The following is a 12,444-nucleotide window of genomic DNA, read 5'->3' on the forward strand; positions in this document are numbered from 1 at the left end:
TTTTTTTGTGGCACCGGTTGAGGCCGCCCGCCTTCAAGCCGGGATGGCGGGCTTCAGTTCCGGGAACTTCTCGTCGAAGCGTGCCGCCCAGCGCGTCAGCCGGCCACGGCCCTTTTCCCATTTTCCGGCGAAGCGCAGCGAGAGATAGCCAAGGCAGGCGCGCAATGCGATTTGGCCTAAGGTGATTCTCTTCGGCAGCTTCGGCGGGTTGGCGTTGAGCAGATCGAGCGCGGCCGAAATCTTCGTCCACTGGCGCTCGAGCCAAGGCTGGTAGACCATCTCTTCCGGCCGCGTGCGCCGCTCATAGACCATCGACAGCGCACAGTCGCAGATACCGTCGGCCAATGCCTCCAGCACCTCCGCCTCAAGGCGCCTGTCGGGATTGCGCGGAAACAATGCGTTCTTCGACATCCGGTTGAGATGCTGGGTGATGGCGCGGCTGTCGTGGACCGAGCGGCCGTCATCGAGCACCAGCACCGGGATCTTGCCGAGCGGATTGGCGCCGATCAGTTCGGCCGGCCTTTCCTCGGTCTTTATCGGCACGAGATCGACCGCGATGCCAGCATAAAGTGCTGCCATGCGCACTTTGGAACTGTAGGGGGAAGTAGACGCGTAGAGCAGTCTGGGCATTGTCGATTCCTGTTTGCCGGCTACAGCTCCATATGCCCCGTTGGACACGCAAAAGGACGCGGTAGCATTGTGACTTCGAGCATGACCCTCACCGAAAGTCGATTCCGACAGGGGCTCGTGCGTGGGCACTGTTGACCGATCATGCAGGGTTCATCAACGGCCAGAGGCGGAAAACCGCGCCGCCAGCGTACAACCATTGTCTCGACGTCAATCGCGATGCGATAAGCCGCAGTGCGGCGGCAGACGCGAGCGGGTCGGACAATCCAAATCCGATTGGCTACCAACTCGGCCTTGCACCGAAGGTTAGCCTTTGGCAGCCACGAAAATCCCACCGGACTTCGCCGCATGGCGAAGCCCTGGGAGCTGCGAAAAGACGTCTTCCTCCCGCCTCTTTCTCGTTCTGCCCGACCGTCAACCAAGAAGCGAGGCGCCTGTCCGGCATCCCGCCCTGACTGTCTTGAGTATTGTCCCCGACGGTAGCAGGGCGGCGACTACTTCTTGGCCTTCGCCTTTGCGGGCGCTGCCTTCGGCTTGGCCGCGGGCGCTGCTTTCTTCACTGCCGCAGAAGATTTCGCAGCGGCGGCCTTTGCCGGTGCTGCCTTCTTCGCAGCTGGCTTCGCCGCGGCCTTTGCAGCCGGCTTCTTGGCCGGTGCCGCCTTTTTTGCCGGTGCAGCCTTGGCCGGTGCTGCCTTTGCCTTGGCAGGTGCTGCTTTCTTCACGGCCGGTTTTGCCGCGGCCTTGGCGGCCGGCTTTTTGGCCGGCGCTGCTTTTGCCTTAGGCGCGGCCTTCGCTTTGGCAGCGGGTGCCGCTTTCTTCACAGCAGTTGCGGCCTTTGCCGCGGCTGCTTTTTCTGGTGCTTTCTTTGCCGGTGCCTTGGATGCCGGCGCCTTGGATGACTGCTTAGCCATATCATGCCCCTTCCGTTGTGCCGACGGCCGTTATTGACCCGGCGCGCATTGCATATCTGACTCGCGGCTTGCTAGCCAGCGAAGCATTAGAATGATTTTTGCAGCTTAAGTTTCGGTTACGGCGAGCGCACGACCATTTTACCCGCGCAAAAACCGGCTGCGAATCTTTGTCTCCCGCAGTGAAGTTCTGCGACAGAAATTCTGGCCGCTCTATCTCGACCGGTCTTCTCGTCAAGCTCAGGACCTTTTCGACCAGCTTTGCGCTTCAACGTCCGACGCTCAGCGCGAACATTGTCCAGAACGAAGGCGGTCGCCCGCCTCGTCTTGTTTGAAAAGATAAACTACAGGTAAGTAGGAAGCAACGCGACGAGCACGCCGCTGCACTATCTTGCACGGCGCGATGAAAGTAAGCAGACAGCTCACATTTCTGAAGGACAGGATATCGTTCGATAGATCCGGTCGAGCCGACCGCGTGATCGAAAGCGCTTGGCCGTTCAGGTGCCGAGCGGCTCACGGCTCATCTGCAGCCGGCGCGAAGGCTCGGCCCTGTGGAGATGGACGGCGAAGGTATCCCATGGCGGCATGACGGAAATCTGTGCCAGGATGCGCCCCGCTTCACCGAGATGATAGCCGCCGTGCAGTACGACGTGGGTCAGCATTTCCTGTCGCGACATCAATGCCTTATCCCCGTCAGTGAACACGAAGGCGACGGGCTCGGACAGCTGCCGCGACGAAACGGTTTCGAGATAATCGAGATACCAGCGATCGGTCGCTGCGACCGCGGCGCGAAGTTCGTCGAACGCCGGCATGTCCTCAGTGGTGTCGGCGCAGTAGCCATGGCATGCGCCAACCAGGTGCGCCGAGAATATCCGCGACACCACATGGCTGTGATCGACGAGCCGTATCACGGCCTGCCGTTCCTTGCCGTGAACATGCGGGTCGAGACTCGCGAGCTTTTCCAGCAGTTCGTCATTGGCCCAGGCCTGATAGGCAAACAGGCTGCGAAGCAGAGCGAGCGCACTCATGGTCGGTGTCCTTTTCCGGAAATGCGAGTATGTTGTTTATATTTTCAGGAGAATGAGCGGGCGTGTCTACTCGCATTGCAAAACCGCATCCGCGCATGCGCAAGCAGCCGCGCCAGGCGCGTTCCAGGGCAACCGTCGAGGCGATCATCGAGGCAGCGGCTCATGTTCTGAGCGGGCTGGGCTGGGCCGGCTTCACCACCAACAAGGTGGCCGAGACAGCTGGTGTGAGCATCGGCACGCTCTACCAGTATTTTCCCGACAAGCTCTCCCTGCTCGCAGCCGTCCGGCGTCGTCACTTCGATCATGTGCTGTCGGTCATTCGCGATTCGGCGGAAGGCCAAAAGCCCCTCAAGACATTCGCGCAGAAGCTGGTGCACGGCATGATCGCGGCACACAGCATTCACCCGACACTACACCAGGTGCTGCTCGACGAGGCGCCGGGCGATCGTGGCTCCAGGGCCGCCCATGCTTCGTTCCAGGCACAATACCTTAATCACTATGCGACTGCTGTCGCCAGTTATCGCAAGCCACGGAAAGGCGCCGACACGAAGGCCGTTGCGCGCGTGCTGTCGTCAGCGATCGAAGGTGTGATCCACAACGCGGCACGCCGGAACATGCTCGCCGCGCCGGAGCTGCAAAAGCAACTCGTCGAACTGATCTGCGCCTACCTATCGGGAGTGGGCCGTATCGGTCGATAGCGCATGGCACGGCGGAAGTCGGGATTTCTGTGTGTCGTTCAAACCCGGCTTGTGAGGTGCGGCAAGGACGATGCCAACAATGCCGCACCTGATGCGGCCAAGAGTGTGAGGACGATCTTTCGAAAAGTCGCCTCGCTAACGCCGATGTAGAGTCTCGCGCCAAGGAGTGTCGGTATCAACATCGCCGGCGCGACGACGGCAAACATCGGCAGCATTTCGAGCTTGATCTTTCCGGCCGCAAGATAGGCGGCCATCGTCATGGAGAGGGTCACAAGGTTGAAATTCTGGATAACAATACGCTGCCCGTCCTTTTCCCATTGGCGCAGCACGCACCACAGCGTTGGAACCGGGCCGGTGAAGCCGCCAAGTCCACCCATGATGCCGCCGACCAGACCTATTGCGCCGTCTGCAACAGGACCCCCGACCGTGATGGGAGGGAGGCGACGCGCAAAGAGCATCAAGGGACACCAAACGACCAGCAGCGCGCCGAAGACCAGCTTGAACAACTGCACATCCAGCAAGGGCAGGATGGCGACACCGACCGGAATCCCTATGGTCCCGCCGATCAGGAAGGGCAGCAGAAGCCTGAGGTCGAAACCCCGGCGGACGGTGACGGCAGCGATGATCTGACCGGTGAGCGCCCCAAAGATCGCCATGGCAGCAGCCAGTTGGGGTTCCACGGTCCAAACCCAAATCGACATGGCAACCAGGCTGAAAGCGAACCCGGAAAGCCCCTGGACGAAGCCAGCAACGACCGCGCCGAGAGCAACAGTATAAACAAGCAAATCCATGTGGTGCTGTTTCCCCGCAAACTCGTGACACCAGATCGCGCTTCCCGCGAATGCTGCGCCGCATGGAAACGGTGACGGTCGCTCAGGTGGCCGGTGCTAAAAAGTCGGAATCAGCGAGTGCGCGATCAGCGCAGGACGCGGCAGCGGCCGTTGTAGACCATCCAGCGGTCGAAGCCCGACACGCAGAATTCGACATTGTCGCCGATCGAGGCAAAGCCCTGGCCTTCCTCGATCAAGTACCAGATGGTGCGGGCGCGACCGTCGGAGAGGCTGACGGTCGCGCCGCAATAACGGCGACCGATCGGCCAGACGTCGTCGGCCGGCAGATAGCGATGCTGGTGGATGCGCTGGAAGTCGACGATCTGCACATCCGGCAGATGCGGCACGTGATGCACCTGATAGGAGAAGCGGTCGGTGATTTTGTTCAGCACCCAGGCCTCGCCGCACACGCCGCTGTCCTCGTCAGTATAGATTGCAAGGTCGGCGGCCTGCACCGCCTGAGTAACGCCAAGAGGCGCAGCCAGCGGCGTGCAAACGGCGAGCAGTGCGGCAAGGGCGGATTGGGCGAAGCGAGTCATGGCAGCCTCTCAAGGTCGACTGCGCGCACTGTGCGGATTCGCTGGCGCGCGGTCAAGCGGTTGTAGCGACGATGGTTGTGGTGACGCGGTTGCACTGAGGGAACGGCAACGACCGCATCTCAAACTACTCTCCCGCCAGCCAGTCCAGCGTCCAATGCGATGGCTGCTCGACAGCAAGCAGCCGGTGCAGCGCCGGCAGCAGCGTCCGCAACTCGCCCTCCAGGGTGAAGGGCGGATTGACCACCACCATGCCGCAGCCATCGAGGCTCGGCTCGACGGAGGCCGGCCTGATCTCAAAACCCATGTCGAGCAGCTTGGGAACGCCCGTCTGCTTCAGCGCCTTGCGGAAGGCGGCGACCGCCTTGCGGTCCTTGAGCGGATACCAGAGCCCGTAAATCCCTCCTGGCCAGCGCCGATGGGCTCTTTGCAGCCCGTCGACCAAGCGACCGAACTCGCCCTCTTCTTCGAAAGGCGGATCGATGAGGACGAGGCCGCGCTTCTCCTTTGGCGGCAGATGCGCGCCGAGCGCCAGCCAGCCGTCGAGCTCGATCACCCGGGTCTGGAAGTCGCCGTCGAACAGCGACTTCAGCCTGGCGGCATCCTTGGGATGCAGCTCGACCGCCGACAGCCGGTCCTGCTTGCGCATCAGGTGCCGAGCGATCAGCGGCGAACCCGGGTATTTTTTCACGCCGCCGTCCGGATTGAGCGAGCGGACGGCTTCAAGATACGGCGCCAGCAGTGCTGCCGCCGGCGCATCGAGGGCCGCATCGACCAGCCGGCCGATGCCGCCTTGCCATTCGTTGGTCTTTTGCGCTTCGGTCGAGGACAGATCGTAACGGCCGATCCCGGCATGGGTGTCGATGACCCGAAACGCCTTGTCCTTCTGCTTCAGATATTCGATCAGCCGGCTGAGCACGACATGCTTGACGACGTCGGCGAAGTTTCCGGCATGGTAGGCGTGGCGATAGTTCAATTGGAGCCCCTGCCCCAGCGAGGCGGTGGCGGCTGCGAATTCGGATTTTCCGGCCGGCGGCCGCCGAAACGGAATGCCAGCACCAGCCCGGCCAGGCCGGCCGCCATCAGGGAAAAACCGACCGGTCGCGCCCGGCGGTCGACCTCGCCGGCAGCCGAGCGCAGGACGAGATCGACGGCCCGCATCGGAATGCCCTCGGCGTCGCCTGGACCAACGGTGAAAATGTAGGGGCCGGCGGTAACCGTCGGGATCAGGCCGGCCTCGTCGCGAAAGATCCTGTCCGGCAGTTGCGGACTGACCTGCCGAGGATTGTCGGAATGGTTGAACTGCAGCGTCGAGGCAAGCACCGTCCTGCCGCCGGTGGCGGCAGTGAGGGTCAACACGGTGCGCTGCTGCGAGACGATACGCTCGGCTCTTGCCGTTAGGTCGACCAGCACGCGTAGCGGCCCGTCGCGTGCGCTCAGGGCCACCGTCACTGGCTTGAACCGGCCTTGGTCGTAAACCCTCCAGGTGCCGATCTCACGGCCGGAGAAATTGGTCATCGCCCAGGGATAGACGACGCCGATGCCGGTGCCGATGAGCAGTATCAGGGCGAACAGAGAACGCATGAGGTCAAGACCCGGTATTCGGCGCGCTGGTGCCGTCGCGGGCGCGCTCCATTTCGTCCAGGAGCATGTCAAGGCCGAGATCAAACGTCCGGTCGAATTCGGCGGTACCGAAATAACGCCCGGCCGCAGCTACTTTTGGAAAATCCTGCGCCAGTTGCTCATCGCTGACGGTGGTCACGGCCGAAGGCCCCTTCGCATAGCCGGCAGTCTCGTCGAGGATGGCACCCATCAGATAATAGCCGGTGGTACGGAACAGCCGCGCACCAAGTTCCGGTCCGAAGCCGCCGGCCTCGAACAGGCCGAGGACGCCGTTCAGCCACGCAAGGCAGGTCGGCGAGTTCATCCGGTAGGTGACGAAGAAGCTGGCGAAAGCCGGGTGCTCACGCGCGACGCGGCGGAAATCCTGCACGGCGATGCGCAACCTTTGTCGCCAAGGTAGGTCCGTGTCGGGCATTTCGAGGGAGCCGATCAGCCGGTCCACCAAGGCTTCGAAGAGATGCGCCACCGAAGGAAAGTGGTGATAGATGCTCATCGCCTCGCAGCCGAGTGCAGTCGCCAGCTTGCGCATCGAAAAACCGGCGAGGCCCTCGCTCTCGATCACCTTCAAAGCGGCATCCTCGATCATCTCGCGAGACAGTCGGCCGCGCGGTCGCTTTTTTTTGATCGATGTGTCCATGGTGCCGCTTGACAACTTACGCCGTAAGGTTCATTTTCGACATTACCTTACATCGTAAGGCTAACAAATGCCAGAGGAGAATGTCATGTCTGTCTGTCGTACTCTTTCATCAAAGCACTCTTCCATCCGCCGTGCCTGCCTGCTCGCCGCCGCCTGTGTGCTGACCCTGGCTGCAGCCCCTTCTTATGCCGATGAGTATGACGCAACCGTCAAGGACATCCAGTCGACCATGGGCGGGGTGCCCGGTTTCGTAAAGCAGTTCCCGAAAGCCGGTCTGCCCGGTGCATGGGCCGAGGTCAAGGCCATCCAGCTCAGCGACAAGACGGCGCTGCCGCCGAAGGTCAAATCGCTGATCTCGCTGGCGGTGGCGGCGCAAATCCCGTGCAACTACTGCATCTGGTCGGACACGCAGGACGCCAAGCGCGCCGGCGCCACCGACGAGGAGATCCAGGAGGCGGTCGCCGTTTCAGCGCTGACCCGCCATTGGAGCACCATCTTCAACGGCATGCAGGTCGATTTCGATACCTTCAGGAAGGAGATGGGCGGCCAGTAATGCGCTCGTCATTTAGAGCGGGATCCGTTCAAACTGAATTGGCCCTCCCGCTCTGACTGTTTGTGTGATCCGCCAGCACCTCATTGATGACCCGCCACGATTTTTCCGCCTCGCGCTGGTTGCCGTCATGTCCCGAAGCGCCGATCAGCGCCTTCCACAACGCCCAGCCCCGTGCGCGCGCCCAGCTGTGCTCGTCAAGCGCAATGGCATCGCGGAACGCCTGACGGCTCTCGCCGTAAAATTCCGTCCACGCGATCACCAGGTCACAGGCAGGATCGCCGATAGCCGAACTACCGAAATCGACCACCGCGCACAGCTTGCCATCTTCGACGAGCAGATTGCCCGAGGCGACGTCGCCATGGACCCAGACCGGCGGCTCTTGCCATCGCGAGGCAAGGGCCGTCGCCCACACGGCTTCGGCGGCGGCCTTGTCGATGCGGCCGCCGAGCGCCGAGAGCGCGGCTCGGGTCTCGGCGTCGTAGACCGAAAGCCGGCCACCGCGGTGGAAATTATGCCGCCCTGCCGGTGGCCCATCGGCAGCGTCGATCCGGTAGAGCGCAACCAGAAAGCCGGCCAGCGAACGGGCGAACTCAGTAAGATCGGCAATCAGTCCACCAGCCGCCGGTCTGCCGCCAAGCCAGCGATAGACGGACCAAGACCATGGATAGCCTTCCCCGGGCGCGCCTTTGGCCAGCGGCACGGGTATGGGCAGAGGTAGGTGAGGCGCCAGACGGGGCAGCCAGCGATGCTCCTTCTCGACCTGGGGGACATAGGCGGCGGCGCTCGGCAGCCGCACCGACATGCGATCGCCCAGTCGGAACGTGCGGTTGTCCCAGCCGCCAGGCTCGACCGGCTCTACCGGCAGGTCCGCCCATTTGGGCAACTGCGCGGCAATCAGCCGGCGAACAAGTGCGGCATCTATCGGCATGCCTGGTGTTCGTTCATCGGGCGGCATCGGGCTTGCTCAGGTCTTTTGAATAGCCGGCAGTCCATCTTTTTGGCGTCGCATTCTTGCGGCGCCAGTGATTCCACTAGGCCGCAAATTCTCTAAGCCTTGCGTTCCCAGCGCCGGTCAGGCGTTTGCTGCCAGTAGGTCACGGTGTGGCCCGCCTCCTTCATTGTCTTCCAGTGCGTGCGTGCCGCCTCTAGCTGGGCTGCATCGTGACCGTCGAACAGGAACACGGCGCGCTGGTAGCCGCCAAGCTCCGGCGGCACCGCCCCATCGACCAGGAAGCGTATCTGCGCCTGGTTCGGATTGTCAGGGCCGACGGTCAGAAGCACCGGCTGCTCGGCGGGACGGGCTTCGCGGTCCGTTGCGTGGGCCAGGAATGAATCGTCCCGGAAAGTCCACAGATGCTGGTCCAGCGCGTCGCGCCGTTCCTCGGTGCCGGTCTGCACCACGGCGCGCCAGCCGCGATCGATACTGCGCTCCAGGAGGCCGGGCAGCGCATCCTCCAGCGTCGATTCGGTCAGGTGATAAAACAGAATCTCGGCCATGCGTCAGTCTACATTTTCGGAATCCCTCCCCAGCCGCTCATTGCTCATAATGATCGCGCAGCAGCCGGTCGAGCAGCCTGACGCCGAAGCCGGAAGCCCATGACTGGTTGATCTCGTTGGAGGGAGCGCCCATAGCGGTGCCGGCAATGTCGAGATGCGCCCAAGGCGTGTCCTTGACGAAACGCTGCAGGAACTGTGCGGCGATGATGGCGCCGCCGTGGCGGCCGCCGATGTTCTTCATGTCGGCATTCTTGGAATCGATCAGCTTGTCGTATTCGGCACCGAGCGGCATGCGCCACACCCGCTCCTGCGTCGCCTGTCCGGCCGCCGTCAGCCGGTCCGCCAACTCGTCATTGTTGGAAAACAGGCCGGCATAATGCTGGCCGAGCGCGACCATAATGGCGCCGGTCAGCGTCGCCAGATTGATCATGAATTTCGGCTGGAAGCGGTCGTTGCAGTACCACAGCGCATCGGCCAGCACCAAGCGGCCCTCGGCGTCGGTATTGAGCACTTCGATGGTCTGGCCCGACATCGAGGTGACGATGTCGCCCGGTCGCTGAGCGTGGCCATCGACGGCGTTTTCGACCAGTCCGACAATACCGACGACATTGACCTTCGCCTTGCGCGCGGCTAGCGCGTGCATCAGCCCGGTGACGGCAGCAGCGCCGCCCATATCCCCCTTCATGTCCTCCATGCCCGAGGCCGGCTTGATCGAATTGCCGCCGGTGTCGAAGGTGACGCCCTTGCCGACGAAGGCGACCGGGCTTTCCTTGGCCTTGCCGCCGTCCCACCGCATGACCGCGATGCGGGCGCCACGCGGCGAGCCCTGCGCTACGCCCAGCAGCGAACCCATGCCGAGCTTCTTCATCTCCTTCTCGGCCAGGATCTCGACCGTGACGCCGAGCGCCTCCAGTTCGGCGATGCGGGTGGCGAATTCCACCGGCCCCAGAACATTGGCCGGTTCATTGACCAAATCGCGCGCCAGCAAGACACCGTCGATCACCGCCGCTTCATCGGCGAAGGCCTTCTTTGCAGCTGCCGGATCGGCGGTGTGAATAGTTACCTTGACCGGCTTTTTTGGCTCGCGCTTGTCATCACCATTGTTCTTTTTGGTCTTATACTTGTCGAAGGAATAGCTGCGCAGCAGGATGCCTGCTGCGAGCTGAACGGCTTGCCTGCCGCTGATGGCGGCACCGGGAAGATCGAGCACGACGGCCACTTCGGTTGCCTTGCGAAAGGACGCGGCAATCGTGCCACCGAGCTTCAGCCAACCATAATCATCGAGATTGGAGCCCTTGCCGGCACCGACCGCTACCAGCCGATCGAGCGATGTCCCTTCCGGTGCCAGCACTTCGACCAGGCTGGCGAATTTGCCGGTGAAGTCGGCGACCGGAAAAGCCCGCTCGAGGGTCTTTGCCGGATCACAAGCCCTGGCGGCATCGCTGAGGTCGCCCTCGTCGGCCGCCAGAACGAAAACGCTGCCCTTTTTGGGCGCGGCGATTTTGGCGAAGGCGATCGAGGGTCTCGAATTCATGATGTCCTGCTTTCGGGAAGTGCGTTGGATTATCGCGAGAGGCGTTCGATTGGTCGGACCGAAAGGTGCCGTGTTGTTGCGTCAGTGAGCGGCGGGGTGAAACAGCTCGATGACATTGCCCGATGGGTCTTCGAGCAGGGTCTGGGAACCGCCGACGCCCGTTATGATATCGTTGCGAAAGACAAGTCCAGCACTCTTGAGGCGCGCGACCTCTTCTTTCAGGTCCGGCACCACCAACAGGATGCGGTTCCAGCCTCCCGGCACCGGCTGCCTGCCATCCGGCATAGCCCGTGCACCCGAACTGCCGGGTCCGCTTAGAAGGAGCCGTAACGCGCCGCGCGTGACGGAGGCAAAAGCCGGTCGCGCGTCCTGTTCGACGGTAAAGCCCAGTTGTCCACAGTAGAAATCGATCGAGGTGGCGACATCATCGACCATGTAGCGAATGCTGACTGGCGTCATGATCATTGACCTTTCGGTTCGAGCACGCTCCAACAAGGCGTGTCAATTGCGGGCGGTACAATCGGCATAGCCCTGCTCACTATCGCTGCTTGACAATCCGCGCCGTTATCGCCCTGGCCTGAATGCGGGCATTGGCGAAACAACCGCGAATGCTCGGTCGCATGCCGGTAAACCACAGGCCGGGCAATTTCGGATCGGCATCGCCGCCGTTGAAAAGCGGAACGCCCTTGCCGTCGAGAACGCCGAGCTTGCCAACCATCTGCTCCAGACCGGTGCGATAGCCGGTCGCTGCAATGACGATGTCGGGCGTGATCAACCTGCCGTCATTCAACACGACGCTGTCTTGGCTAAATTCCCGCAATGGTGGCACCACCACGATCGTGCCTGCCTTGATGGCGCGAACCGCGCCGTCGTCGGCTGCGATCGCGGTGTAGTCGGCGCTCAGACGGCTCGCACCGCCTGTGGGAGCCGGCGGAAGCCCAAATTTCGTCAGGTCGCCGAAAACCAGGCGCTGGGTTGTCGCCATCACCGCATCGGCCAGCCGCACCGGCAAGCTCGCCATTAACGGTGAAAGCCTGTGGACGGCGACCTTGCCGATGCGTTTCGGCAGCAGAGAGGGGCCATTGCGGGCCGACATCCAGATGCTTTGGGCATCTGCATTCGCAAGATGATTGAGTGCGTCAAAACCCGAATTGCCGGCACCGACCACCAGCACCCTTTTGCCGGCGTAGTCCTTCGCATCGCCAAAATCGGCCGAATGGATAATCCGGCCTGCAAAATCCTTCATGCCTTTCCACGCGGGAATAAACGGCTGCCGGTCGCGCCCGGTGGCGACGACGACATGGCGCGCCAGACGACGTCCGGCGTTCGTCCGCACGGTCCAGTGATCGCCGTCGAACGTGACCTCTTCAACGGCAACGCCGAATACGACCGGCAGACCATGCGTCTGGCTGAAATCGTTCAGATGGCGAATGACGGCCGATTTATGCGGAAAAGCCGGGGTGCCTGCGGGATAGCCGACACCGGGGAGCGTCGAGAGATCGCGATGGGTATTGAGGTGCAGCCGCTGGTGGCGCCGATGCCAGGGTTCGGCAAGCCGGCTCTCCTTTTCCAGGACGAGCGTCGGTACGCCGGCCTTCATCAAGGCGTGGGCGGCGGCAAGGCCGGCCGCGCCGGCGCCGACCACGATCGCGCCGTCAAAGACGGTTTCCCGACCGGTTTGACTGCGCAATTTTTCCGCTTCCATGCTGGGGCTCAACAGATCCTGACCCGTCTTATCACGCCGCGGCGGTCGCGACCGGCGCGACATTTGGTCGTTTTGCCGCATTTGACAAGACTTTGGCCGAAATCGCTCCCATATGCGATATCGAACCACCCACGATTCGTCGCGGCACGGCCCCGCTTCCAGCCGCAACCTGTTGTTAACCAACAATGTTCGCCCTTTCTTATCCATTGCCGCCGACACTCCGGCCCAGCGGAACGTACGATACGGGACAGAACCCGGATCGAACCGC

Annotated in this window: 15 protein-coding genes; 2 read left to right on the forward strand and 13 right to left on the reverse strand. The window is 62.4% G+C overall.

Translation table 11 applies throughout. The annotated features are described in order from the left end of the window. Window positions 1-33: 33 nt before the first annotated feature. From NKH98_RS21715 to NKH98_RS21725, 3 genes are all read right to left on the reverse strand, one after another. Complete coding sequence (locus NKH98_RS21715) at window positions 34-630, reverse strand: glutathione S-transferase family protein (protein ID WP_352901526.1); 597 nt, start codon at window positions 628-630, stop codon at window positions 34-36. Between the two features lie 491 nt (window positions 631-1,121). Beyond that, a complete protein-coding gene (locus tag NKH98_RS21720) occupies window positions 1,122-1,538 on the reverse strand; it encodes a hypothetical protein (RefSeq protein WP_352901529.1) in 417 nt (138 codons plus the stop codon). Between the two features lie 494 nt (window positions 1,539-2,032). Next, window positions 2,033-2,563: a DinB family protein gene (locus tag NKH98_RS21725; RefSeq protein WP_352901531.1), complete on the reverse strand. Its 531-nt coding sequence runs from the start codon at window positions 2,561-2,563 to the stop codon at window positions 2,033-2,035. Between the two features lie 95 nt (window positions 2,564-2,658). Between NKH98_RS21725 and NKH98_RS21730 the strand changes: the two genes are divergently transcribed. Beyond that, window positions 2,659-3,261, forward strand: coding sequence for a TetR/AcrR family transcriptional regulator (locus NKH98_RS21730; protein WP_352901534.1), 603 nt, complete (start codon window positions 2,659-2,661; stop codon window positions 3,259-3,261). A gap of 38 nt (window positions 3,262-3,299) precedes the next feature. Here NKH98_RS21730 and NKH98_RS21735 read toward each other — a convergent pair whose 3' ends face one another. From NKH98_RS21735 to NKH98_RS21755, 5 genes are all read right to left on the reverse strand, one after another. After that, window positions 3,300-4,052, reverse strand: coding sequence for a sulfite exporter TauE/SafE family protein (locus tag NKH98_RS21735; protein WP_352901536.1), 753 nt, complete (start codon window positions 4,050-4,052; stop codon window positions 3,300-3,302). A gap of 125 nt (window positions 4,053-4,177) precedes the next feature. Next, a complete protein-coding gene (locus tag NKH98_RS21740; RefSeq protein ID WP_352901538.1) occupies window positions 4,178-4,630 on the reverse strand; it encodes a hypothetical protein in 453 nt (150 codons plus the stop codon). 124 nt (window positions 4,631-4,754) lie between these two features. After that, window positions 4,755-5,603 (reverse strand): 23S rRNA (adenine(2030)-N(6))-methyltransferase RlmJ, encoded by an 849-nt coding sequence (locus NKH98_RS21745; RefSeq protein ID WP_352901541.1) that lies wholly within the window; start codon window positions 5,601-5,603, stop codon window positions 4,755-4,757. Then, window positions 5,600-6,211, reverse strand: a complete 612-nt coding sequence (locus NKH98_RS21750) for a hypothetical protein (RefSeq protein WP_352901544.1) — start codon at window positions 6,209-6,211, stop codon at window positions 5,600-5,602. Before NKH98_RS21750 ends, NKH98_RS21745 begins: the two co-directional genes overlap by 4 nt. Before the next feature lie 4 nt (window positions 6,212-6,215). Continuing rightward, a complete protein-coding gene (locus NKH98_RS21755) occupies window positions 6,216-6,887 on the reverse strand; it encodes a TetR/AcrR family transcriptional regulator (protein ID WP_352901547.1) in 672 nt (223 codons plus the stop codon). Between the two features lie 85 nt (window positions 6,888-6,972). Here NKH98_RS21755 and NKH98_RS21760 point away from each other — a divergent pair, with 85 nt between their 5' ends. After that, entirely contained in the window at window positions 6,973-7,440 is a 468-nt protein-coding gene (locus tag NKH98_RS21760) for a carboxymuconolactone decarboxylase family protein (protein WP_352901550.1), read from the forward strand. Window positions 7,441-7,468: 28 nt separating this feature from the next. On the opposite strand, the gene NKH98_RS21765 is transcribed toward NKH98_RS21760, so the two are convergent. The 5 genes from NKH98_RS21765 to NKH98_RS21785 all read right to left on the reverse strand — a co-directional run bounded on the left by NKH98_RS21765 (window position 7,469) and on the right by NKH98_RS21785 (window position 12,176). Further along, entirely contained in the window at window positions 7,469-8,368 is a 900-nt protein-coding gene (locus NKH98_RS21765; RefSeq protein ID WP_352901553.1) for an aminoglycoside phosphotransferase family protein, read from the reverse strand. A 119-nt stretch (window positions 8,369-8,487) separates the two neighbouring features. Continuing rightward, window positions 8,488-8,937, reverse strand: coding sequence for a DNA polymerase III subunit chi (locus NKH98_RS21770; RefSeq protein ID WP_352647401.1), 450 nt, complete (start codon window positions 8,935-8,937; stop codon window positions 8,488-8,490). Between the two features lie 37 nt (window positions 8,938-8,974). Continuing rightward, a complete protein-coding gene (locus NKH98_RS21775) occupies window positions 8,975-10,471 on the reverse strand; it encodes a leucyl aminopeptidase (protein WP_352901555.1) in 1,497 nt (498 codons plus the stop codon). Between the two features lie 81 nt (window positions 10,472-10,552). Then, the gene (locus NKH98_RS21780; protein ID WP_352901559.1) at window positions 10,553-10,936 is read right to left on the reverse strand and encodes a VOC family protein; all 384 of its coding nucleotides are present in this window, start codon (window positions 10,934-10,936) and stop codon (window positions 10,553-10,555) included. A 73-nt stretch (window positions 10,937-11,009) separates the two neighbouring features. After that, window positions 11,010-12,176 (reverse strand): flavin-containing monooxygenase, encoded by a 1,167-nt coding sequence (locus tag NKH98_RS21785; RefSeq protein WP_352901562.1) that lies wholly within the window; start codon window positions 12,174-12,176, stop codon window positions 11,010-11,012. Window positions 12,177-12,444 lie beyond the last annotated feature (268 nt).

This window comes from Mesorhizobium sp. M0833, from assembly GCF_040319905.1.
Taxonomy (GTDB): Bacteria; Pseudomonadota; Alphaproteobacteria; order Rhizobiales; family Rhizobiaceae; genus Mesorhizobium.